The 21401-nt window shown below is 70.1% G+C and carries 23 protein-coding genes; 8 read left to right on the top strand and 15 right to left on the bottom strand.

Annotated features, from left to right (window positions below; translation table 11 throughout):
- The 8 genes from BCF44_RS49450 to BCF44_RS49415 all read right to left on the bottom strand — a co-directional run.
- Nucleotides 1-1097: HNH endonuclease signature motif containing protein (locus BCF44_RS49450; RefSeq protein ID WP_147328979.1), on the bottom strand; the 1097-nt coding region annotated here is incomplete at its 3' end.
- A 403-nt stretch (nucleotides 1098-1500) separates the two neighbouring features.
- On the bottom strand, nucleotides 1501-2202 hold the full coding sequence (locus BCF44_RS49445; protein ID WP_116181539.1) for a S1 family peptidase: 702 nt from the start codon (nucleotides 2200-2202) through the stop codon (nucleotides 1501-1503).
- Nucleotides 2202-2909: a S1 family peptidase gene (locus BCF44_RS49440; protein WP_116181538.1), complete on the bottom strand. Its 708-nt coding sequence runs from the start codon at nucleotides 2907-2909 to the stop codon at nucleotides 2202-2204. The genes BCF44_RS49445 and BCF44_RS49440 overlap by 1 nt, the downstream gene beginning before the upstream one ends.
- A 109-nt stretch (nucleotides 2910-3018) precedes the next feature.
- Nucleotides 3019-3441, bottom strand: a complete 423-nt coding sequence (locus BCF44_RS49435) for a pyridoxamine 5'-phosphate oxidase family protein (protein WP_246016264.1) — start codon at nucleotides 3439-3441, stop codon at nucleotides 3019-3021.
- The gene (locus tag BCF44_RS49430) at nucleotides 3438-4526 is read right to left on the bottom strand and encodes an NAD(P)H-dependent flavin oxidoreductase (RefSeq protein WP_211353598.1); all 1089 of its coding nucleotides are present in this window, start codon (nucleotides 4524-4526) and stop codon (nucleotides 3438-3440) included. The genes BCF44_RS49435 and BCF44_RS49430 overlap by 4 nt, the downstream gene beginning before the upstream one ends.
- A complete protein-coding gene (locus tag BCF44_RS49425; protein ID WP_116181535.1) occupies nucleotides 4513-5187 on the bottom strand; it encodes a CoA-transferase subunit beta in 675 nt (224 codons plus the stop codon). Before BCF44_RS49425 ends, BCF44_RS49430 begins: the two co-directional genes overlap by 14 nt.
- Complete coding sequence (locus tag BCF44_RS49420; RefSeq protein WP_116181534.1) at nucleotides 5184-6026, bottom strand: CoA transferase subunit A; 843 nt, start codon at nucleotides 6024-6026, stop codon at nucleotides 5184-5186. Before BCF44_RS49420 ends, BCF44_RS49425 begins: the two co-directional genes overlap by 4 nt.
- A gap of 1 nt (nucleotide 6027) precedes the next feature.
- The gene (locus BCF44_RS49415; RefSeq protein ID WP_116181533.1) at nucleotides 6028-6768 is read right to left on the bottom strand and encodes an enoyl-CoA hydratase family protein; all 741 of its coding nucleotides are present in this window, start codon (nucleotides 6766-6768) and stop codon (nucleotides 6028-6030) included.
- A 68-nt stretch (nucleotides 6769-6836) separates the two neighbouring features.
- Between BCF44_RS49415 and BCF44_RS49410 the strand changes: the two genes are divergently transcribed.
- The 3 genes from BCF44_RS49410 (at nucleotide 6837) to BCF44_RS57095 (ending at nucleotide 9416) form a co-directional block, all read left to right on the top strand.
- Entirely contained in the window at nucleotides 6837-7571 is a 735-nt protein-coding gene (locus BCF44_RS49410) for an SDR family oxidoreductase (RefSeq protein WP_379798311.1), read from the top strand.
- A complete protein-coding gene (locus tag BCF44_RS49405) occupies nucleotides 7568-8422 on the top strand; it encodes an SDR family oxidoreductase (RefSeq protein ID WP_116181531.1) in 855 nt (284 codons plus the stop codon). The genes BCF44_RS49410 and BCF44_RS49405 overlap by 4 nt, the downstream gene beginning before the upstream one ends.
- Before the next feature lie 91 nt (nucleotides 8423-8513).
- The gene (locus BCF44_RS57095; RefSeq protein WP_211353596.1) at nucleotides 8514-9416 is read left to right on the top strand and encodes a hypothetical protein; all 903 of its coding nucleotides are present in this window, start codon (nucleotides 8514-8516) and stop codon (nucleotides 9414-9416) included.
- Here BCF44_RS57095 and BCF44_RS49395 read toward each other — a convergent pair.
- The 5 genes from BCF44_RS49395 to BCF44_RS49375 form a co-directional block, all read right to left on the bottom strand.
- Nucleotides 9413-10255: an SDR family NAD(P)-dependent oxidoreductase gene (locus BCF44_RS49395; protein ID WP_211353595.1), complete on the bottom strand. Its 843-nt coding sequence runs from the start codon at nucleotides 10253-10255 to the stop codon at nucleotides 9413-9415. The two genes, BCF44_RS57095 and BCF44_RS49395, sit on opposite strands and share 4 nt — an antisense overlap.
- An 82-nt stretch (nucleotides 10256-10337) precedes the next feature.
- Nucleotides 10338-11411: an ABC transporter ATP-binding protein gene (locus tag BCF44_RS49390; RefSeq protein ID WP_116181530.1), complete on the bottom strand. Its 1074-nt coding sequence runs from the start codon at nucleotides 11409-11411 to the stop codon at nucleotides 10338-10340.
- On the bottom strand, nucleotides 11408-12238 hold the full coding sequence (locus BCF44_RS49385) for an ABC transporter permease (protein ID WP_116181529.1): 831 nt from the start codon (nucleotides 12236-12238) through the stop codon (nucleotides 11408-11410). Before BCF44_RS49385 ends, BCF44_RS49390 begins: the two co-directional genes overlap by 4 nt.
- Nucleotides 12235-13095, bottom strand: a complete 861-nt coding sequence (locus BCF44_RS49380) for an ABC transporter permease (RefSeq protein WP_116181528.1) — start codon at nucleotides 13093-13095, stop codon at nucleotides 12235-12237. Before BCF44_RS49380 ends, BCF44_RS49385 begins: the two co-directional genes overlap by 4 nt.
- Complete coding sequence (locus BCF44_RS49375; RefSeq protein WP_116181527.1) at nucleotides 13088-14224, bottom strand: ABC transporter substrate-binding protein; 1137 nt, start codon at nucleotides 14222-14224, stop codon at nucleotides 13088-13090. Before BCF44_RS49375 ends, BCF44_RS49380 begins: the two co-directional genes overlap by 8 nt.
- 162 nt (nucleotides 14225-14386) lie before the next feature.
- On the opposite strand from BCF44_RS49375, the gene BCF44_RS49370 reads away from it, so the two are divergent.
- Complete coding sequence (locus BCF44_RS49370; protein WP_116181526.1) at nucleotides 14387-15130, top strand: GntR family transcriptional regulator; 744 nt, start codon at nucleotides 14387-14389, stop codon at nucleotides 15128-15130.
- Nucleotides 15127-15768, top strand: coding sequence for a class I SAM-dependent methyltransferase (locus BCF44_RS49365; RefSeq protein ID WP_116181525.1), 642 nt, complete (start codon nucleotides 15127-15129; stop codon nucleotides 15766-15768). The genes BCF44_RS49370 and BCF44_RS49365 overlap by 4 nt, the downstream gene beginning before the upstream one ends.
- Here BCF44_RS49365 and BCF44_RS49360 read toward each other — a convergent pair.
- Nucleotides 15758-17272 carry a TauD/TfdA family dioxygenase gene (locus tag BCF44_RS49360; RefSeq protein WP_211353594.1) on the bottom strand — a complete coding sequence of 505 codons (1515 nt, stop codon included), beginning with the start codon at nucleotides 17270-17272 and terminating at the stop codon, nucleotides 15758-15760. The genes BCF44_RS49365 and BCF44_RS49360 overlap by 11 nt on opposite strands.
- Before the next feature lie 59 nt (nucleotides 17273-17331).
- Nucleotides 17332-18450 carry a steroid 3-ketoacyl-CoA thiolase gene (locus BCF44_RS49355; protein ID WP_116181523.1) on the bottom strand — a complete coding sequence of 373 codons (1119 nt, stop codon included), beginning with the start codon at nucleotides 18448-18450 and terminating at the stop codon, nucleotides 17332-17334.
- Nucleotides 18451-18582: 132 nt separating this feature from the next.
- Here BCF44_RS49355 and BCF44_RS49350 point away from each other — a divergent pair, with 132 nt between their 5' ends.
- The 3 genes from BCF44_RS49350 to BCF44_RS49340 are packed head-to-tail and all read left to right on the top strand — an operon-like array spanning nucleotide 18583 to nucleotide 21393.
- Nucleotides 18583-19797, top strand: a complete 1215-nt coding sequence (locus tag BCF44_RS49350; RefSeq protein WP_116181522.1) for a cytochrome P450 — start codon at nucleotides 18583-18585, stop codon at nucleotides 19795-19797.
- A 53-nt stretch (nucleotides 19798-19850) separates the two neighbouring features.
- A complete protein-coding gene (locus BCF44_RS49345; RefSeq protein WP_116181521.1) occupies nucleotides 19851-20408 on the top strand; it encodes an RNA polymerase sigma factor in 558 nt (185 codons plus the stop codon).
- Entirely contained in the window at nucleotides 20395-21393 is a 999-nt protein-coding gene (locus tag BCF44_RS49340; RefSeq protein ID WP_116181520.1) for a hypothetical protein, read from the top strand. The genes BCF44_RS49345 and BCF44_RS49340 overlap by 14 nt, the downstream gene beginning before the upstream one ends.
- Nucleotides 21394-21401: the final 8 nt, after the last annotated feature.

Genomic DNA, 21401 nt, shown 5'->3' with positions numbered 1-21401 from the left:
GTCCAGTGCAGGCTGCCGTCGTTGTCGACGGTGACCTTGTGGGTGTCGTGTTTGAGGTGGTGGTGGCGGGTGCAGAGGCCTTTGACGTTGGCGAGCGTGGTGTGGCCCTTGGGCCACGGCGTGACGTGGTCGCCTTCTTGGATGGGGCGGGTGCAGCCGGGGGCCGAGCAGACGTTGCCGGCGCGGACGCCGACGAGTTCTTTGAGGCGTTGGCTGGGTCGGTAGGTGTGTTTGCCGATGGTGTCGGCGTGGTCGTGTTCGTCGAGGAGGATGGCCCGCCAGATGCCGTCCATGGCGAGTTCGCGAGCCGTGTCCGCTGAGATGGGGCCGTAGCCCTCGAGTAGGGCGGGGTCTTCGGTCAACCCCATCAAGGTTTCCATGGAGATGGTGACGTGGACCTGGACGGAGCGTTCCTTGACCTGACCCAGGAACCGGTCGAGGAAGGCATCGGCGCGTTTCTGGTCGGTGGTGCGCTCGTCCTTCGGGAGGTCTTTGGCGTCGGCGCAGAGCAGGTCGTGGATCATGCGGGCCTCGACGGCGGGCAGGATCGCGGTGAGTTGGGCCATGCCGTCCGGGAGCGGCCGGATCTCCACCCGTCGCTCGGCTTTGGCTTTCTGGTGGCGTTGTTCGTAGCCGGTGGGGTCGGCTTGCGCGACCAGCGCGGTGGTCCGCCGGCCCAACTGCGAGTGGGTGAGTCCTGGGGCGATGTCGAGCAGGGTGTCTTCGACCTCGGCGATGAGTGCCACGGACGGCAGGTTCCGGACCCGATCACGGACCGCTTCCAGCCGGCGCAGGTCCAGGCGACCCTGCCGCAACTGGTCCATCAGGCGGGGCAGGGTCCGTAGATCCTGGGTCAACTCCTTACGCCGGACTACGGTCTGCTCGGGTTCGGTGATGGCCATCGCCAACTCGGCGGTGTCCTCGACACCCCGCAGCACAGTCAACTCCACGTAGTCGGCGAAGGCCCTGATCTTGCGGGCGAGAATGGTGACGGTGACCCGTTCGTCGGCGGAAAGGGCGTCCAGATCGAGCCCCGCGAGAAGATCGAACAGGGCCCCACTGGGCTCCGCTCTCTCCAACTCTCGGGTGAGTTCCATACCTCTAAGAATACTCGCCTACAAGATCCAACTCGAATCACCAACGGGTGAATCGAGTTTCATGCATAATCGCCGGCGACCGCCGTGAACAACGCGACCGGCAACGAACGGCTTGAGTGGGGATTTTGTGTGGAGGGGGACGATGGCTTAAGCTTGTCGGCGTGAGGGGCAGGCGTAGCCTGCCCCGGAGATGCCCCTCAAAGCCGTCGTTCAGAGGCTCCACACAAAATCCCCGCGTAGGCAACGAAGAGATTCGAGGCAACAGGGCGTAGCTTCGGCAGCGCGGTCGCGGAACGTTCGCCGTGCCAAGGTAGGATGACTCCCGGGACGACGTCAGACGAGTCACCCCGAGAAAGAGCGGGCCCCGGTAGCAATACCCGGGACCCGCCCCACCCACAAACCCTCACACCCCGGCAGTGGACCGAATCCAGCTCCTACTGGCCGCGATGCTCGCGTAGTTCTGGGTCCCGTGCGTGTTCTCGCCGCTGTTCCCGGCGGTGGAAGCCACGCCGACCTCGACCCCGTTGGCCACCTCGGGCCCACCGGAGTCCCCGTGCCACGCGGCCCCGTTCACACCCACCGAAGCGATCGCCCGGCCACCGAAAGCGTCCGTCGATCGCCCGGTCACCCGGACGTTGGCCGTACGCAGCACCGACGCGGGCGGGCTCTGGTCGATGGTCCGGCCCCAGCCGTAGATCTGGTTGGTGGAACCAGTCGCGGGATCGGCAGAACCCAGCTTCATGTACGTCGTTTGCACCGCAGAAGCGAGGTGCAGCAATGCGATGTCGCCGTTGGGGGAGGTGACCTGACGATCCACCGCCACGTTCACGCCCTGGTCGAATCGGACGTCACCGACCTTGACGTGCATCCCGGAGCTGCTCTGGCAGTGGTGCGCGGTGATCACCCACTGCGCGGCGATGATCGTGCCGGAGCACTCGAAGCCGTCGAACTCGCTTCCGCCGCTGTTCCAGTAGATCTGCGCACCCCACGGGGCGGAGCTCACCTGGGTGCCACCGATGATGTCTGGGCTGACCGCGGCACCGGCCGCCGGTGCAACCGTCAACGCGGCGCCAAGTACGGCGGCCGCAACCAACGGGCCACGCATCAGACGCCCGCGGTGCTGCGGATGAACGAACGGCTGGAGGCGACGCTGGCGTAGTTCTGCGTGCCCTGGGGGTTGGAGCCGCTGTTGACGCCGGTGGAGCAGACGCCGACCTGCACGCCGCCCGACACCTCGGGACCGCCGGAGTCGCCGTGCCACGCGGAGCCGTTCACGCCGACGGAGGCGATCGCCCGACCGCCGAAGGCGTCGGTGGAATGCCCGGTGACCCGCACGTTCGCGACCTTCAGCACCGGCGAGGGCGGGTTGCTGCCCTGCGTACGGCCCCAGCCGTAGATCTGGTTGGTGGCACCGGTCGCCGGGTCCGCGCTGCCCAGCTTGCTGAACGTGGTGTTGATGGCGGTGCTGAGGTGCACCAACAGGATGTCGCCGTTGGGCGACGGCACCTGGCGGTCCACGGTGGCCCGGGTGCCCTGACCCAGGTTCAGGCTGCCGACCAGCACGTACATGCCGGGGTCGTTACGGCAGTGCTGGGCGGTGAGCACCCACTGCGGCGCGATGATGGTGCCGGAGCACTCGAAACCGTTGCCGGAACCGGAGTTGGTCCAGTAGATCTGCGCGCCGTACGGGATGTTGCTGGCGGCGCCGCCCCCGATGATGTTGGGGCTGACGCCGGCCTGGGCAGGGGCGGCGACGAGTCCGGCGGCCAGAGCGGCGCCGGCGATCGTTGCGGCGACAAGGGATTTGCGCATGGTGAGGACACCTTTCGGCGACTGGCAGGGATCAGTCGTGCGTCACCGAAAGCTAGCCCTGTGTGAGCGCGGGCGGCACCCGACGATCGTCGGGACCTTTACCGCCGTTTTACCCCAGTTTCCGGAAGTCCCAGGAGACTATGGTGTGCGGGCGCATGCGCATCCACGCGTGCCTGCCGTCGTGGTACATCTCGTCGGCGCCGAAGTACTTGCGGGCGAACAGTTTCTCCGGCTCGACGAGCTCGGGCACGTACTCGCCGGCCCGCGGCGCCTCCCCGACGAACTCGACGTCGCCTCGCAGCTCGGCCCCGCGCAGCTCGCCGTACTCCCGGCCGGCGTCGACCAGGACCGACATCCGCGGATCCCGTTTCAGCTGCGCCCAACGCTTGGCCCGCGTGATCGACGTCAGCCACAACGTCTTGTCGTGCCACAGGAACCACAGCGCGGTCAGGTGTGGGCCGTCCGGCCCAGCCGTGGCCACCCGGCACGTCCGTTCGGCCCCGAGGAACTCGTCGAGTTCCCCGTCGCTCATGGCGATGCGTCGGCCACGTCGCTGTTCTGCCATCGCTTTCCTCCGGCCAGTCCGTCGATCACCTCGGTCGCCTGCGCCACTATGCCGGTGATCAGCTCCTCGCAGCTCGGCAGGTCCCGCAGCACGCCGACCACCTGGCCGGCCGCCAGCACGCCGGCGTCGGTCCGGCCCTGCACCAGTCCGGAACGCAGCAGCATGGGCGTGTTCGCCGCCATCACGACCTGAGACCAGCTCAGCTCGCGGCCGTGCTTGAGCCGCAGCCCGTCGCCGATCATGGCCCGCCAGCTCAACCCGGTCAGCCGCCGGAACTTGCGGGCATTCGCCAGCGCACCGAGCAGCGCCCGGGCCCGTCCGGTCCGTTCGAGCCGGTCCACGAGCTCGGTGCGCAGCACCCGGTGCGGCATGCCGTCCACCTTGGTGGTGACGACGGTGCCGTCCAGGCCGCGCTCCAGGTAGAGCCTTTTGACCTCGTCCGGCACGGAGCTGTCGCTGGTCAGCAGGAACCGGGTGCCCATGGCGATCCCGGCCGCGCCGTACGCCAGCGCCGCCGCCAAGCCCCGCCCGTCGTAGAACCCGCCTGCCGCCACCACCGGGATGTCCACGGCGTCGATCACGCTGGGCAGCAGCAAAGTTGTCGCTACGGAACCGGTGTGGCCGCCGCCCTCGCCACCCTGCACGACAACGGCGTCCACGCCCCACGCGGCGACCTTCTCCGCGTGCCGGACCGCGCCGATCGACGGCATCACCACAATGCCGTGATCCTTCAACCGGGCGATCAGGTCCCGCTTGGGCGCCAACGCGAAGGACGCCACCCTCACACCGTGCCGGATCAGCAGCTCGACCCGGTCGATCGCGTCGGAGGCGTCCGAACGGAGGTTGACGCCGAACGGCTTGTCCGTGCGCCGCTTGGTCTCCAGGATCGCCGCCTCGAGCTCCGCCAGCGTCATCGTGGCCGACGCGATGATGCCCAGGCCGCCGGCGTTGGCCGTCGCCGACACCAGGCGCGGGCCGGCGACCCAGCCCATTCCTGTCTGCACCACCGGATGCCGGACGCCGGTGAGCCGGGTCAGCTCAGTCGCGAGCATGATCCGGATCCAGCTTGTCGATCAGCTCCAGCTCCTGGCGGGACGGCTCCCGGGTGGTCGCCGTCTCGCCGATGTCCAGCGGGAAGCCCGTGTTGTCAAGGACCTCGTCGACGGTGACTCCGGGATGCGTCGACACCAGGCGCATCGAGCCGTCCGGGGTCTCGAAGTCCAGCACGCACAGGTTGGTGACGACCCGGTACGCGTGGTGGAAACCGCGATCGTGGCCGACGCCGCTCACCACGTCGACCCGTGGCACGAAGACTCGCCTGCTGTGCTTGGGAACCCAGTAGCTGGTGCGGTGGTTGACGGTGTTGCCGGGCGCGCCGCGAAAGCCCAGCAACTGCCGGGTCGGCTTGTCGTGGTCGCCGATGGCCGAGATGTTCTGGTTGCCGAAGCGGTCCAGCTGGTTCGCGCCCATCACCACGTGCCGGCGGCCATGCGCGACCACGTCGAACACCTTCCGGTACGGCAGCCAGCCCTCGACACCGTGCTCGCCGAGCAGGTACGCCTCGCCGTCGGACAGCAGCAGGTCCGGCTCGGTGGTCAACCGGGCCAGCTTCGCGCCGAGCTGCGGGATCAGCCCCATCGGGCTGGCCAGGATCTCGCCGGCGCCGAGGAACAGGTCGGCGCAGGCGGCCACGCACACGTCGATGCGGCTCATGACGTCGCCTGCACGGCGAGCTGGTAGCCGGTCTCGCCCCGGGACAGGAACTGGTCCACGAAGGACGGCCAGAGTTCCTCGTCGGCGGCGGACTTCGCGTACACCCGCTGGAAGGCCTCGTCGCGGCCGTAGTCCGGCACGCAGGACGTGAAGTGAGCGCCGTTGGGCGTCTCCACCACGCCGTCGACCATCATCCTGTTGGTGAGCAACGTCTGTGGCGGTCCGTCCAGCTCCGAGGTGTCCACGATCTGTTCACACGACAGGAACCGCCGCTTGGCGGCCATGCAGAACAGGTCGTCGAAGTACGGGTCCGGTCCGAGGTACTGGCCGTTGCCGTGCGGGTCGGCGCGGTTCAAATGCACCAACGCCACGTCGAGCTTCAGGGCCGGCATGGCGACCAGTTCCTCGCCGTCGTAAGGGGACTGCACGGTCTTCAGGTCGGGGTTGACCCGCAGCACGTCCGAGCCGAGGCCGGCGCGAATCGGTAAGAACGGCAGGCGATGCGACGCGGCCAGGAGTCCACTGTAGAACATGCCCTCGTCGAACTCGCGCACCTCGATGCCGCCCTGCTGGCGCACGCGCTGGAACCACGGGTCGTACGGAATCGTGTCCAGCGAGACGAATCCGTACACCAACCGGCGTACTTTGCCGGCGGCGCAGAGCAGCCCCACGTCCGGGCCGCCGTAGGAGACGATGGTCAGGTCGCGCACCGGCGTGTCGAGGATGGCCCGCACGAGTGCCATCGGTTTGCGCCGCGAGCCCCAGCCGCCGATGCCGACGGTCATCCCGTCGGACAGCTCGGCGGCCACCTCGGCGGCGCTCATCCTCTTGTCCCGCATGTCATCCCTCCAGGAAGGCCCGTCGCGCCGCGTCGGACACACCGGACAGGTTCAGCTCGAAGGTGAAGCCCTGCTCGTAGCGGTAGCTGCGGTGCACGTGCTGCGGGTCGATGCCGTTGAGCGCCTCCTTGGCGCAGCGGATCACCCGCGTGTCCTTGGCGGCGATCTCCTCGGCCAGCGCCAGCGCCGCCGCGTCCAGGCCGGCCGGCGCCACCACCTCGTACACCGAACCGTGGTGGTGCAACTCCTCGGCCGAGATCCGCCGCGCCGTGTAGTACAGGGCGCGCATCAGATGTGGCGGCACGAGGCGGGCCAGATGGGTCGCTGCGCCGAGCGCCCCTCTGTCCACTTCGGGCAGTCCGAACGTGGCATCGGTCGCCGCCACCACGATGTCCGCGTTGCCGACGAGTCCGACGCCGCCGCCGAGGCAGAAGCCGTTGATCGCGGCCACCACCGGCACCTCGCAGTCGTACACGGCGGCGAACGCCGCCGCGCAGCCCCGGTTCGCGCCGATCAGCGCGTCGAAGCCCTCGGTGCGCTGGATCTCCTTGATGTCCACGCCCGCGCAGAAGCCACGGCCCTCGGCACGCAGCACCACCACGTGCGTCTCCGGCCGCCGGCCGGCGGCGACCAGCTCGTCGGCCAGGTCGAACCAGCCGCGCACCGGAATCGCGTTGACCGGCGGGTAGTCAATGGTGATCACGGTGACGCCGGATCCGGTGTGGCTGCTGGAGATGCCCATCGGCACTCCTTCCCAACCTAGCGGTTGCTTGGTACGTTAACAGGCATCAGCGGACCTTGGAAGTGCCCATGGAGTTGACTGGCAAGGTCACCCTCGTAACCGGGGGCACCCGGGGCGTGGGGGCCGGCATCGCCCGGGTTTTCCGGGCCGCCGGCGCGACCGTCGTCACCTGCGCCCGCCGCCCGCCGGACACCCCCGATCCCGACTTCATGCCCTGTGACGTGCGGGAACCCGCGCAGGTGGCAGAACTCGTAGATCGAATATTAGGCCGGCACGGCCGGCTGGACGTGCTGGTCAACAACGCCGGCGGGGCGCCGCACGCCGACGCCGCCGAGGCCTCCCCGCGGTTCCACGCCAAGGTCGTCGAGCTGAACCTCCTCGCGCCGCTGGTGGTCTCGCAGGCGGCCAACCGGGTGATGCAGGGCCAGCCGGACGGCGGCGTCATCGTCATGGTGAGCAGCGTCAGCGGGCAGCGGCCGTCGCCGGGCACCGCCGGCTACGGGGCGGCCAAGGCGGGACTGGACAGCCTCACCGGCAGCCTGGCCGTGGAGTGGGCGCCGAAGGTGCGGGTCAATGCCCTGGCGGTCGGGCCCGTCCGCACCGAACTGTCCGATCTGCACTTCCCCGACCTGGCGGCGGTCGCCAAGACCGTGCCGCTCGGGCGGCTGGCCGAGCCCGAGGACGTCGGCAACTGCGCGCTGTTCCTCGCCTCGCCGCTCGCCTCGTACGTGTCCGGCGCGACGCTGCTGGTGCACGGCGGCGGCGAGTGGCCGGCATTCCTCACCGTCCAGGGAGAACAATGAGTCGCGTCGTGATCGTCACGGGCGCGGGGCGCGGTCTCGGCCGCGCCCACGCGCTGGCCTTCGCCGAAGCCGGCTATTCCGTCGTGGTCAACGACCGGGACGACGCCGCCGAGGAGGTCGCCGCCGAGATCGGGGCGAACGCGGTGGTCAACCGGGACGACGTCGCCGACTGGGACGGCGCCGCGCGGCTGGTCGACGCCGCGCTGGGCGCCTTCGGGCGGCTGGACGTGCTGGTCAACAACGCCGGCTTCGTGCGGGACCGGATGCTGGTCAACCTCGGCGAGTCCGAGTGGGACGACGTGGTCCGCGTGCACATGAAGGGGCATTTCGCCCCGCTGCGGCACGCCGCCGCGCACTGGCGGCAGTTGCACAAGTCGGGCCGACCGGTAACGGCGCGTGTGATCAACACGACGTCAGGTGCAGGGATGCTCGGATCCGTCGGCCAGGGCAACTACTCGGCCGCCAAGGCGGGCATCCTCGGGCTGACGTTCGTCGCCGCCGCGGAGCTCGATCGCTACGGCGTGACCGTCAACGCGATCGCCCCCGCGGCGCGCACTCGGATGACCGCCGAGACGTTCGCCGCGCAAATGGCCGCGCCCGCAACGGGTTTCGACGCGATGGCGCCGGAAAATGTGTCGCCGCTGGTGGTCTGGCTCGGCAGCGAGGACGCCGGCGACGTCACCGGGCGCGTGTTCGAGGTCGAGGGCGGGCGTATCTGCCTGGCCGACGGCTGGCGCCGCGGACCCACCGTGGAACGCGAGGAACGCTGGCCCGTAACGGAAGTCGGCCCCGCCGTGCGAGCACTGCTCGACAAGTCCGTGCCACCGGAGCCGGTCTACGGCGTGGAGTGAGCAAAGCTAACGAAGAGGCAACGGACACTGTCCATTGTGGTCCATTTGGCGCATCCTCCCTGTGGGACTGCATCCGCCAATGGAGGCCGCCATGTCCAAGTCGCGCATCCGCTACTCGCTCGCCGCCGCGCTCATCGCCGGCGGGGTCGCCCTGTGCGCGACCGGGGTGGCGTTCGCCGCGCCCCCGCCCGTGGAGTCGGGCGACGGGCGTGCCACCGCCATCTCCGGCAACGTCACGACCTGCGCCCAGGCAGGCCTGCCCGGCACCGAGATCACGGTGACCGCAACCATCACGGACAACACGTACATCACCATCACCGGCCTGCCCGACGGCGTCACGGTCAGCGGCGTCGTCGTGAAGGGCGCGCCCGGGTACAACCTGTACATGGCCGGCTCCCTCGGCGGCCTGCCGTGGTCCGACCTGCACGCGCCGCTGGCCGGCAACAGCGGCGAGCCGGCGACGATCAGCCACTGGTTCGTGTGCGGCACGGAGACGGAGACCACGCCGCCTTCGACGACCACCACGACTACGACGACAACCACGACCACCACCGTGCCGACCACCACCACGACAACGACGGTGCCCACGACGACCACAACGACGACGGTGCCGACCACGACCACCACCACGACCGTGCCGACTACCAACACAACGACCACGGTGCCGACGACCACCACGACCACAACGGTGCCGACGACCACCACGACCACAACGGTGCCGACGACCACCACGACGACGTGCCCGCCGTCCAGCACCACGACGACCGCGCCGACGACCACCACCACGGCACCGACTACGACCACCACTGAAGCCGCGCCGACGACCACCACCGAGGCCGTCGTCCCCGAGGCGGCGCCGGTGGCCGGCACCGGCGGCGGGGGCCTGGCCTTCACCGGGTTCTCCGGCGGCTGGCTGGTCATCCTCGCGTTGGTGCTGATGGTCGGCGGCATCGCGCTGCTGACGGTGCCGAACCTGTTGGCCCGCCGGCGCTAGCGGATCTCGGTCGACACGGGCGGCGTCGAGCCGTCGGTGTCGGTGAATCCGTAGCGCGCGGCCAGGCCCGAGGTGGTCTCGATCCCGCCGGATCGCTCGATCCTGGCGGGATCGGTGGCCAGCCCGGCCACGCCGCGGCCGATGAAGCGCGGCGACTCGGCGTGACTGACGTCGAACATGCGGCCGTCGGGGAAGTCCAGCACCTGGCGGCCGTCGACGGTGCGGGCGGCGGCGAGCAGGAACTCGGTGCGGACCAGACCCGGCCAGATCGAGAACACCGCTATGTCACGGGGTTTGAGGTCCACGGCCATGTCCGCGGTCATCTTGTCCGTCGCCGCCTTGCCCACGCCGTAGACCACGTTCTGCTGGTACTCCGACGCCCCCGACGACGAGACGTTGACGATCAGGCCACCGGCCGACATCAGCTGCACCGCGTGCACCGACGCCACGTAGTGCGCGCGGGTGCCGAGGCCCACCACCTGATCCCACGCGTGCACCGGCAGTTCCCAGAACGGGCGGTACACCCACTGCGCCAGGTCCGGCGCCGAGAACACGTTGTTCACCAGGATGTCCAGGCCGGCCTGCTCGAAGGCGACCCGGGCGAACAGCGCGGCGATCTGCTCGTCGTCCCGGTGATCGCACGCCACCGAGATGCCCACGCCGCCGGCCGCGGTGACCTCCTCCGCCGTCTCGTGGATCGTGCCCGGCAGCGGGCCCGGCTCGACGCTGCGACCCGTCACGTACACGGTCGCGCCGGCCCGGCCCAGCTCGATCGCGATTCCCTTGCCCACGCCCCGGCTCGCGCCGGTGACCACGGCGATGCGGCCCTTCAGGTCCATGTCCGCCAAGCTACGACAGCATGATCGGAAAGGCGGACGGCGGTGTCCGCTCGGGAACGATTTCCCGAGCGGACGACCGGTTCTACTGGATGACCATCACCGGCTCGGGCGCGAACCTGATGTCCGCGAGCGTGCCGGGCCGCAGGTCGACGGCGGCGGAGCTGGGCAGGTCGCTGTCCACCTCGGTGCCGTCGGCGAGCTCCACGGTCACCCGGGTCACCGGGCCGCGGAAGCTGCTGCGCGCCACCCGCACCAGGCCGGCGACGGCCGGCGTGAGCAGCACGGACTCGGGGCGCACCAGGGCGGTCACCTTGGCGCCGGCGGGCACCTCCGGCGGCTGCGTCACGGCCAGCCGCTGGCCCAGCACCTCGACCTCGGTGCCCGACGCGATGCCGCCGATCCGGTTCATGGCGCCGACGAACGCCGCGACGAACGGCGTCGCCGGGCGGGTGTAGACCTCGTCGGGTGAGGCGCACTGCTCGAGCCGGCCCGCGTTCATCACGGCGACCCGGTCGGACATGCTCAGCGCCTCCTCCTGGTCGTGCGTGACGAACAGGGTGGTGATGCCCAGACGTTGTTGCAGGCTGCGGATCTCGTCCCGCAGCTGCACCCGCACCTTGGCGTCCAGCGCCGACAGCGGCTCGTCCAGCAGCAGCACCTTCGGCTCGATGGCCAGCGCCCGGGCCAGCGCGACCCGCTGCTGCTGCCCGCCGGACATCTGCGTGGCGTACCGGTCGTAGTGCTGGGTGAGGCCGACCAGCTCCAGCAGCTCGCCGGCGCGCTTGCGCCGCTCCGCCGGGCTCACGCCGCGCAGCCGCAGCCCGAACGCCACGTTCTCGCCGGCGGTCAGGTTCGGGAACAGGCTGTACGACTGGAAGACCATTGCCATGTCCCGCTTGTTGGCGGGCACCTTGGTGATGTCCTTGCCGTCCACGAACACCGCGCCGGAGTCGCTGTGCTCCAGCCCGGCGACGATGCGCAGCGCGGTCGTCTTGCCGCAGCCGGACGGGCCGAGCAGGCTCACCAGCTCGCCGGGCGCGATGTCCAGGTCCAGCCCGTCCAGCGCGGTCACCTGGCCGTAGCCGCGGCGCAGCCCCGCCAGCCGGACCGGGCTGCCGGGCTTGGCCTCGGTGCTGGGATCGATGGTGGCGGTCATCCGGACCTCCCGGTGCGGCGGGCGCCGCGCTGCCCGAACACGGACATCAGCAGCAACAGCACCCAGGTGACGAGCAGGATCAGCATCGAGGCCGCGGTGGCCACCTCGCCGTCCTGCTGACCGGCCTGGACCGTCCAGACCGGCAGGGTGTTCATCAGCAGCAGGTTGGCGATGGTGAACTCGCCCAGCACCATCGCCGCGCTCAGGATGGACGCGTTCAGGATGGACGTGCGCAGGTTCGGCACCACCACCCGCATCAGCACGGTCAGCCAGCTCGCGCCGAGGTTGCGGCCGGCCTCGACCAGCGTGGTCAGCGGGATCGAGGACAGGCCGGCGTCGAGCGTCCGGTACGTGAACGGCAGTGCCAGCACCACGTACTCCAGCGCGAGGATCACCGGCGTGCCGGTGATCCAGCTCGGGCCGTTGCGGAACGCCGCCAGCACGCCGTTGGCCAGCACCACCGCGGGAATCACCAGCGGCAGCACGCAGATGGACTCGATCAGCCGGCGCAGCCTGGGCAGCCGCAGGTGCACCCACGCGGTGGTGGGGACCATCAGCACCAGCGTGATCACCACGGTGCCGGCGGCCAGTTCCAGCGAGGTGACCAGGTTGTCCACGAAACCGGGCTGGCCGAACAGGTTCGTCCACGTGGACAGGTCGTGGGTGTCGTGCACGCCGCGCAGGCTGAACTCCACCGACGCCGCGATGGGGATCAGGAAGTACAGCGCGGCGATGATCAGCACCAGCCACGCGGCGATGCGTCCCTTGCCGAGCCTGCGCCGGGTCGCGGCGCGCGGGGCGGCGGTGAGGTCGACAACTGCGGTCATCGCAACCACCTCGACGTCCGGCGCTGCATCAGGGCGTAGCCGGCGAGCGCGATGCCGACGATGAGGATCATGCCCAGGCCCAGCGCGTTGCCGAGATTCTCCTGGCCCACGGCCACGTTGCCGGACATCACCGCGGCGATCTGGATCGGCACCAGCGGGATGATGCCGTTGGTCAGCGCGGCGGCCGTGGCGTACGCGGCGAAGGCGTTGGCGAACAACAGCATCAGCGCGCCCAGGAACGGCGGCAGCAGCAGCGGGCCGCCGACCAGCCGCCAGTACTGCCAGCGGCTCGCGCCCAGGTTGCTGGCCGCCTCCTGCCACTGCGGCCGCAGCCCCTCCAGCGCCGGGAAGATCACCAGCACCATCAGCGGGATCTGGAAGTACAGGTACACCAGTGTGATCCCGGCGAAACCGAACAGGCTGAAGCCGGAGATGTCCAGGCCGAGCGCGCCCAGCCACTTGGTCACCAGGCCCTGGCTGCCGATCGCCGCGATGAACGCGAACGCCAGCGGCACGCCGGCGAAGTACGCCAGCACGCCCGACGCCGTGGACACCACCTGGCGCAGCACGCCGCCGGGCGGCGACGCGCTCACCGCGAACGCGATGGCCAGTCCGACGACCGCGCCGATCACCGCCGTCAGCGCGGAGATCTCCGTGCTGACCACGAAAGCGTGCAGGTACGGGTCGCCGGCGGCGGCGCTGATGTTGCTCAGCGTCCAGCCGCCGGCGTCGTCCTGGAACGCGCCGAGGACCACGGAGACGGTCGGCACGCCCAGGAATACCGCGACATAGGCCAGAAACGGCAGCAGCCCGAGGAGATCGAGCCGCTGCCGGTTCCGGGACTTCGTGTCAGCCAACGGTCTTCGCCCAGTTGTCGGCGATGACCTTCTTCGCCGCGTCCAGCTGCGCCTCGGTCGGGAACGGCGCGGTGCCGCTGACCTGCGGCAGCGCGGCCAGCTCGTCCTTGTCGACGGTGCCGGCGGACTGCATCGCGGCCAGCTCGACCGGGCGGGCCCAGCCCTTCAGGAAGCCGTTCTGGCCCTCGGCGGAGTACAGGTACTCCTCCCACAGCCGCGCGGCGGCCGGGTGCGGGGCGGTGGCGCTGATGGCCTGGTTGTAGTAGTTGGCGTACAGGCCGTCCTTGGGCACGACGACCTTCCAGTCGACCTTGCCCTTGAGCGTGTTGGCCGCCGAGACCTGGAGGTAGTCCCAGTCGATGGTGATCGGCGTCTGGCCGGACTGGATGGTCGCCTGGGTGGCGCCGACCGGGATGAAGTTGCCGGACTTCTTCAGCTCGCCGAAGAAGTCGATGCCCGGCTGGATGTTGTCCGCGCTGCCGCCCTTGGCCAGCGACGCGGCGAACACGCCGGCGAAGGCCGCGCCGGCCTTGGTCGGGTCGCCGTTGAGCGCCACCTTGCCCTTGTAGTCGGGCTTGGCCAGGTCGGCGATCGAGGTCGGCGGCGTGGTGATCTGCTTGGCGTCGTAGCCGATGGAGATGTAGCCGCCGTAGTCGTTGTACCAGCGGCCCTGGCTGTCCTTCTGGTTGTCCGGGATGTCCTTCCAGGTCGAGACCTGGTAAGGGGCGAGCAGGTTGGCGCTCGCCGCCGACAGCGCGAAGGAGGAGCCCAGGTCCAGCACGTCCGGCGCGCGGTCCTGGCCCTTGAGCTGCTTGACCGCGTTGATCTCGTCCTGGCTGCTGCCGTCCGGGTTGGCGTCGGTGATCTTGATGCCGTACTTCTTGGTGAAGTTGTCCATCAGGTCGCCGTAGCCGGCCCAGGTGCGGGGCAGCGTGATGACGTTCAGCGTGCCCTCCTTCTTGGCCGCCGCGACGAGGGCGTCCATGCCGCCGAGGTCGGCGGCGCTCTTGGCGGTGGCCGCCTTGTCGTCGGAGGCGCTGTTCGCGCCGGACGAGGAGCCGCATGCGGTGGCGGCCAGCGCGACTACGGCCAGCAGACCGGCCGCGAGGGCGGTACGGCTTCTGTTCACGGGGGACTCCAGGGAGTACGGGGACCGACAGGCGGCAGACTTGTTCACCGAACTGACGACTTGGCTAGATAAGTCCGAACATGGTCGGACACGAAGGTGAACTCCAGATGTCGGATTCCCCTCACCCCAGGTAACCGACCGGTCGCCCGTTACGGTGCTGGCATGGGGACCACGCTCTACCGCCGAGTGGCCGAGGACATCAAGGCAGCCATCGTTTCCGGTTCGTACCAGGCCGGTGCGCGGCTGCCGTCCGAGTCGGAGCTGGCCGCGCGGTACGGTGCGTCCCGGGGGACGATCCGGCAGGCGTTCGCGGCGCTGGTCGCGGATGGCGTGATCTCCTCGCGGCAGGGGGCGCGGCGGGTCGTGCTCGGCGGTCCGCGGTTGCAGACGTTCAACGAGCTGGTGAGTTTTTCCCGCTGGGCGCGGGCGATCGGTGAGGAACCGGCGGGGCGGGTGGAGCGGATGGAGCTGCGCGCCGCCAACGAGGACGAGTGCGCGCACCTGGAGGTCCCGCTGGGCAGCCGGGTGTACCACCTGACCCGCGTGCGGTACCTGTCCGGGCGGCCGGTGATGATCGAGCGCACGGCGTACCGGGAGCCGGTGGGCGCGATGGTGGCGGGGATGGCCCTGGACGTCGTGTCGATCACCGAGCGGCTGGAGGACCTCGGCGTGATCTTCGCCGACGCCGAGCACCAGATCGACGCCGTCGCCGCCACGTCGGAGGACGCTCGGCTGCTCGAGGTGCGGTCGCGAGTGCCGTTGCTGCGCGAACGGCGGCGCACGGCGGATCCCGACGGCGTGATGCTGGAGTGGTCCGATGATCGCTACCTCGGCGACGCGGTGGCGTTCACGGTGCGGAATTCCGCGAGCGTCAAGGCGTTGTCGCGGCTACCGTCCCAGCGGTGAAGAACTGGGTGGAGTGGCACCTCGCGTACGACGACCCCTCGTCCGGGCTGGTCCGCCGACTGGCCCATGTCCGACGCCGCGTGCTGGCGGCATTGGAGCAGGCGCCGGCGGGCGAGATCCGGTTGACCAGCATGTGCGCCGGGCAGGGGCATGACGTCTTCGGCGCGCTGGCCGAGTTCGACCGGGCCGCGGACGTGGTGGGGCGGCTGGTGGAGCTGGACCCGCTGAACGTGGCCGCGGCGCGGCGGCAGGCCGTTCCGGGCATCGAGGTGGTCGAGGGGGACGCCTCCGTGACGTCGGCCTACTTCCCGGCGGATGTCGTGCTGGCGTGCGGGGTTTTCGGCAATCTGTCCGATGAGGACGTTCGCCGCACGGTGACGCTGCTGCCGATGCTGTGCCGGGAGGGTGCGACCGTGGTGTGGACCCGGCACCACGACGCGCCGGACCTGACGCCGTCGATCCGTGAATGGTTCGGGGAGGCGGGTTTCGAGGAGGTCGGGTTCGACACCGAGCCGGGATACTCGTACTCGGTCGGCACTCATCGACTCGTCGGAAAGCCCTTGCCGTTCGTGCCCGGTGTCAAGATGTTCTCCTTCGTGGGCAAGCCTTTCGACGGCCGGCGCAGCCCTAGATCGTAGGGCTCACGACCCGTGCCAGCAGCGGGGCGAACCGGTCGAACGCCGGGACTGGGGCGGACGGGTCCTTGGCGGCCTCGTCCCAGCGGCGCACGGTGACGGCGTCCTGCGCGTACGGACCGGCGGCAAAGGTCGCGGCCTCGTCCGGCGACATCGGGCCGCCCTGGAAGCCCAGCGTACGAACCGAGGCGGGGGAGAGGGAGTCGAAGTAGCCGGGTTCCACCGCGCACAGGTACCGCTTCGCGGCGACGTGCAGGCGTACGGGCTCGGTGACGGCCGGCGGGAACCAACGGGCCAGGAACTGCGCGCCGGCGGTGTCGTGGTGGCGTTCGTCGGCGACGAGGTGGCCGACGTCGTGCAGCAGGGCGGCGGCGACCAGGTGATCGGGGGCCTGAACACGCAACGCCTCGGCCCCGGCGAGGAGCATGTGCTGGGCCTGGGTGACCGGCTCGCCCAGGTACGCCGCGCCGCCGGGCCCGTCGAACATGGCGGCGAGTTCGGCGACGGGCTGCCGCCGGAGGACGGCGACGGAGCTGGCGAGGGCGTCGATGTCGGCGTAGCAGCCCTGGAGGAGCCGCGAACCGGAGAAGCCGGTGCGGGCGTGCAGGATCCGGGTGTTGTCGAACAGCAGGCAATCCCCGGGCTCCAGGCGGAGCGCCACCTGCGACTCCAACAGCAGCGCCCGGAAAGCCCGGTACGCCCGGTAGAACTCGGGGCCGTGTTCACGACCGGGTTGCATCGAGCGGTTGTTGATCCGCACCTCGCGGATCCGGCCGGCCGGGTCGACGCCGATGATCGGCCGGAAGGCGCTCAGGAACGTGGTCGGATCGGCGAAGGAGAAGGTGACCGGTGTGCGGGTCAGCACCTCGAACGCCGCCGGGTCGAGCAGCCGCAGGCGAGCGGCGGCGGCGAAGCCGTCCACCAGGGTGGTCTCGCCGCCGACGGCGGCGTTCTCCAGGCAGTGCAACAACTGCAACGTCGGCACGGGATCGCGGTACGGGTTGTCGGTGTGCGGCGCGATCGGCCGGCTGGTGAACGCCAGGTTGTTGGGGGAGCTGACCACCCGCACGTCGAACAGGCGGCCGTAGTTGGTCTCCCGCACGAAACCGAACGTCTCGGCGACCTCCGTCACCGCGCCGGGGCGCACGGGTACGCCGCGCAGCAGCACGAAGCCGTTGCGCAGCAGGGCGTCCAGGCAGCGCAGGCGCTCGGCGTCGTCGTCGAGGTACGCCAACCACGACGCCGAAACGAGGTCCGCGTTCAGAACCTTCGACGACTCGTCACGGTGACCCGCCGGAGCCGGCGCGGCCAGCCAGGAGCGGTCGAACACCGAGCGGTGGCCGTCGGCGAACTCGACGGTCACCTCGAACGCCGACTCCGCAACGGATGTCACCACCGGAGAATCGGCCAGGTCGAACAACTTCTGGCCGCTCACCGCGTCCCGGCACTCGGCGCAGCGGCAGTTGTCGCGCAACCACTCGGCGGAAACCCCAAGACTTGTCTGCACAAGTCCCAACATGGTCGGACAAGGTGGCTATGCCGCGAAGAACCGGCGAACGCAGGATGTCAGATCCGTTCCAGGATGCTACCCGTGGCCAGCGCCCCGCCGGCGCACATCGAGATCAGCGCGGTCGACGCGTCCCGGCGCTCCAGTTCGTGCAGCGCGGTCGTGATCAGCCGGGTGCCGGTGCTGCCGACCGGGTGCCCGATGGCGATCGCGCCGCCGTTGACGTTCACGCGGTCCGGATCCGGCTGGTGCACCGACTGCCACGACAGCACCACCGAGGCGAAGGCCTCGTTGACCTCGAACAGGTCCAGGTCGTCGATCTTCATGCCGCTGCGTTCCAGCACCCGGCTGGTGGCCGCCACCGGGCCGTCGAGGTGGTAGTAGGGCTCGGCCCCGACCAGGCACTGCGACACGATCCGCGCACGGGGCGTGACACCGAGTTCGTGGGCGCGTTCCTCCGACACCAGCAGGACCGCGCTGGCTCCGTCGGAGATCTGCGAGGACGTGCCGGCGGTGTGCACGCCGTCGTCCAGCACGGGCTTCAACCGCCCGAGCGCCTCCATGCTGGTCTCGCGCAGCCCCTGGTCGATGTCGACGCCCTTCACCGGCACGACCTCGTCCCGGAACCGGCCGGCGTCCCAGGCGGCGCGGGCCAGTTGCTGCGAGCGCAGGCCGAACCGGTCGACGTCCTCACGGGTGATGCCGCGGTGCCGGGCGATCCGCTCGGCGGCGAGGTACTGGTTGGGCAGGTCGATGTCCCACGACTCCGGCCGCGGCGTGCCGGCGTCCGTGCCTACGTTGCTACGCAAGGGAACCCGGCTCATCGCCTCCACGCCGCAGGCGATGCCGACGTCGATCGCGCCGATGGCGATCAGGCCGGCGATCAGGTGCGTGGACTGCTGGGCGGAGCCGCACTGGCAGTCGACGGTGGCGCAGCCGGCGCCCTGTGGCAGCCCGGCGTGCAGCCAGGCCGTTCGGGTGATGTTGTTGGACTGCTCGCCGGCCTGCGTGACGCAGCCGCCGATCACCTGCTCGACCAGCGCCGGGTCGATGCCGGCCCGGTCCACCACCGCCTGCTGTGCCGCGCCCAGCAGCTCGGCGGCGTGCAGGCCGGACAGCCAACCGCCGCGCCTGCCGATCGGAGTGCGTGCCGCGGCCACGATCACCGGAGTGCCCATGGCTTCAAAAGTAGAACACGTTTCAGTTGGCTGCAATGGTCATTTGAGCAGCGGGGTTCCGTAAGTTAACGCTGTATGCTAGGAACTTCGTAGAACCCGTTCCACGCACGACGAGGTGCCTGGAGGTCCCCCGTGGTCCCCGACGGCTACGACTTCACCGATCCCGACGTCTACGCGAACGGCGTGCCCTACGCGCACTTCGCCGAGCTGCGCCGCACCGCGCCGATCTGGTGGAACGCCCAGGCCTCACCCTGCGGCGGATTCCAGGATGGCGGCTTCTGGGCCGTCACCCGGCACGCCGACGTGCGTGAGATCTCCCGCCGCAGCGACGTGTTCTCGTCGTGGGAGAAGGGCGCGATCATCCGCTTCGGCCAGGAGATGCCGCCGGAGCGCATCGAGATGCTGCGACTGATCATGCTCAACCAGGATCCGCCGCAGCACACCAAGGTCCGCGGCATCGTCTCCCGCGGCTTCACTCCCAAGGCGATCAACTCGCTCAAGGACGCCCTGCACGACCGCGCCGAACGCATCGTCACCGAGGCGCTCGCCCGCGGCAGTGGCGACTTCGTCACGGACGTCGCCTGCGAGCTGCCGCTGCAGGCGATCGCCGAGCTGCTCGGCGTGCCGCAGGAGGACCGGGGCAAGATCTTCGACTGGTCCAACCAGATGATCGCCTACGACGACCCCGAGTACGAGATCGAGCCGGACGCGGCCAGCGCGCAGCTGCTCGGCTACGCCTGGAACCTGGCCGAGCAGCGCCGCGGCTGCCCGATGGACGACATCGTCACCAAGCTGGTGCACGCCGACCTGGATGGCGAGGCGCTGGGCTCCGACCAGTTCGGGTTCTTCGTGCTGCTGCTCGCGGTCGCCGGCAACGAGACCACCCGCAACGCGATCACCCACGGCATGGCCGCCTTCCTCGACCACCCCGAGCAGTGGGAGCGGTTCAAGGCCGAGCGCACGGCCGGCGCCGCCGACGAGATCGTGCGCTGGGCCACGCCGGTGATGGCCTTCCAGCGGACCGCCAAGCAGGACGTGGAGATCGGCGGCGTCGAGGTCAAGGAGGGGCAGCGGGTCGGCATGTACTACAGCTCGGCCAACTTCGACCCCGAGGTGTTCGAGAACCCACACGCCTTCGACATCGGCCGCGACCCCAACCCGCACCTGGGCTTCGGCGGCAGCGGCACGCACTACTGCCTCGGCGCGAACCTGGCCCGGCTGGAGATCGAGCTGATCTTCAACGCGATCGCCGACCACCTGCCGGACATCCACAAGGTGGCCGAGCCGGAGCGGCTGCGCTCGGGCTGGCTGAACGGGATCAAGCACTTCCACGTGGCCTACGCCTGATTTGGTCTACTGGTCGTGAACACGAACCGGGGTCGCGACCAAGTAGAGATGTGATGACAGCAACCGACGAGGCGTCGCCGGCCGACGATCTCGCCGATTTCGAACGGCTGTTCGAGGCGCACGCCGGCGACCTGCACCGCTACCTGGGCAGGCTCGTCGGCGCCATGGCCGACGACCTGGTCGGCGACACGTTCGTCGCGGCACTGAAGGGCCGCGGCGGCTTCGATCCGGCCCGGGCGTCGGCCCGCGCCTGGCTGTTCGGCATCGCCACCAACCTCGCCCGCAACCACCTGCGTCGGCGCAAACGCGAGGACGCGGCGACCGCGCGCCTAAGGGACGCCGCCCTGACCGAGAGCCACGAGAACCGCGTCGTCGACCAGATGGACGCGCAGCTGCGTGCCCGGCAGCTGGCAGTGGCCATCGCCGAGCTCAATGCCGCCGACCGGGACGTCCTGCTGCTGACCAGCTGGGCGGGCCTGGACGCGAACGAGATCGCCGAGGCGCTGGGCATCCCCGCCGGCACCGTGCGGTCCCGCCTGCACCGCGTGCGCAAGCACCTCCGCGTCGCCGCGCCGCAGATCGATCTTGGGAGCGCCGATGTGGACCGATGAGGAACTCGACCAGGCGCTCGCCGACCAGCCGGTGGGCCCCGCGTTCAGCCCGGAGGCCCGCGCCCGGGCGCTCGCCGCGCTGCGTGAGGAAGCGGCCAGACCGGTCCGACGGAGCCACCGGAAGTGGTGGGTCGCCGCCGCGGCGGCCGCGGTCGTGGCGATCACCGCCGGGGCGGCGGTCTTCCTGCACGGCGCGCCGGCCGCCGACGACGATCTGCACGTCGGGCAGGGACAGTACTTCTACAGCAAGCAGGACCTGTGGACCTACGTTCGGGGGAAGACGGACACCGGCAAGCCCATCGAGGCGGTTCAGGAGACCATCACGGAGGCGTGGTTTCCCGCGAACCCCGCCGACCAGTACCTGATCCGCATCGACCACACCGGCAACCACCGCTGGCTCGCCGGCAGCGACGTCCTGGTGCAGGCCGAGGGCGGCGGCGGCATACTCGCGCCGGCGGGGGTGCAGGAGCGACGCGGCACGTGCGGCACCAGCCTCGAGTCGGCGCCCGGCCATGGCGACCAGAACATGCCGTGCGACCAGCGCCCCGGCAGCTGGGACGACCCGACGCCGCTGTTCATCGCGCAGCTGCCCAGGGATCCGGCGGAGCTGCACCAGCAGCTGTACAAGTACCCGCGGGTCGGCGTCGACCTGATCGGGACGGTGACCACCATCCTGAACTCGCCCTATGCCGGCCGGGATGTCAGGTCCGCTCTGGTCAAGGCGATGACCATGGACCCCGGCACGGTGGACAACGGCGACTCGCCGACCGGCGACGGCCGGCACGGCCGGACGTTCACCCAGGGCGACGACGGTTTCGACCGGGCGGAACTGCTGGTCGACCCGCAGTCGGAGCGGTCGCTGGGCTACTGGGTCGACCTGACCGCCGACGACCCCTCGCACCCGGGGGTGCAGCCCGGCGCGGAGGTGGTGTCCGCCTCGGAGTGGGTCGGCGTCGCCCCGAAAATCGGTGTCGTGCCTCGGTAACCTCGAAG

The organism is Kutzneria buriramensis, from assembly GCF_003387475.1.
Classification (GTDB): domain Bacteria; phylum Actinomycetota; class Actinomycetes; order Mycobacteriales; family Pseudonocardiaceae; genus Kutzneria; species Kutzneria buriramensis.
Note: the sequence above shows the minus strand (reverse complement) of the source record. Positions and strands in the feature narration are given on the sequence as shown.

What these genes read in the sequence shown, in the direction of transcription:
- BCF44_RS49440 (WP_116181538.1), bottom strand. Translation starts at nt 2,909, where the DNA reads ATGCGCAAATCCCTTGTCGCCGCAACGATCGCCGGCGCCGCTCTGGCC.
- BCF44_RS49385 (WP_116181529.1), bottom strand. Translation starts at nt 12,238, where the DNA reads ATGACCGCAGTTGTCGACCTCACCGCCGCCCCGCGCGCCGCGACCCGG.
- BCF44_RS57095 (WP_211353596.1), top strand. Translation starts at nt 8,514, where the DNA reads ATGTCCAAGTCGCGCATCCGCTACTCGCTCGCCGCCGCGCTCATCGCC.
- BCF44_RS49405 (WP_116181531.1), top strand. Translation starts at nt 7,568, where the DNA reads ATGAGTCGCGTCGTGATCGTCACGGGCGCGGGGCGCGGTCTCGGCCGC.
- BCF44_RS49390 (WP_116181530.1), bottom strand. Translation starts at nt 11,411, where the DNA reads ATGACCGCCACCATCGATCCCAGCACCGAGGCCAAGCCCGGCAGCCCG.
- BCF44_RS49345 (WP_116181521.1), top strand. Translation starts at nt 19,851, where the DNA reads ATGACAGCAACCGACGAGGCGTCGCCGGCCGACGATCTCGCCGATTTC.
- BCF44_RS49430 (WP_211353598.1), bottom strand. Translation starts at nt 4,526, where the DNA reads ATGCTCGCGACTGAGCTGACCCGGCTCACCGGCGTCCGGCATCCGGTG.
- BCF44_RS49425 (WP_116181535.1), bottom strand. Translation starts at nt 5,187, where the DNA reads ATGAGCCGCATCGACGTGTGCGTGGCCGCCTGCGCCGACCTGTTCCTC.
- BCF44_RS49340 (WP_116181520.1), top strand. Translation starts at nt 20,395, where the DNA reads ATGTGGACCGATGAGGAACTCGACCAGGCGCTCGCCGACCAGCCGGTG.
- BCF44_RS49355 (WP_116181523.1), bottom strand. Translation starts at nt 18,450, where the DNA reads ATGGGCACTCCGGTGATCGTGGCCGCGGCACGCACTCCGATCGGCAGG.
- BCF44_RS49435 (WP_246016264.1), bottom strand. Translation starts at nt 3,441, where the DNA reads ATGAGCGACGGGGAACTCGACGAGTTCCTCGGGGCCGAACGGACGTGC.
- BCF44_RS49410 (WP_379798311.1), top strand. Translation starts at nt 6,837, where the DNA reads ATGGAGTTGACTGGCAAGGTCACCCTCGTAACCGGGGGCACCCGGGGC.
- BCF44_RS49395 (WP_211353595.1), bottom strand. Translation starts at nt 10,255, where the DNA reads ATGGACCTGAAGGGCCGCATCGCCGTGGTCACCGGCGCGAGCCGGGGC.
- BCF44_RS49415 (WP_116181533.1), bottom strand. Translation starts at nt 6,768, where the DNA reads ATGGGCATCTCCAGCAGCCACACCGGATCCGGCGTCACCGTGATCACC.
- BCF44_RS49420 (WP_116181534.1), bottom strand. Translation starts at nt 6,026, where the DNA reads ATGCGGGACAAGAGGATGAGCGCCGCCGAGGTGGCCGCCGAGCTGTCC.
- BCF44_RS49370 (WP_116181526.1), top strand. Translation starts at nt 14,387, where the DNA reads ATGGGGACCACGCTCTACCGCCGAGTGGCCGAGGACATCAAGGCAGCC.
- BCF44_RS49445 (WP_116181539.1), bottom strand. Translation starts at nt 2,202, where the DNA reads ATGCGTGGCCCGTTGGTTGCGGCCGCCGTACTTGGCGCCGCGTTGACG.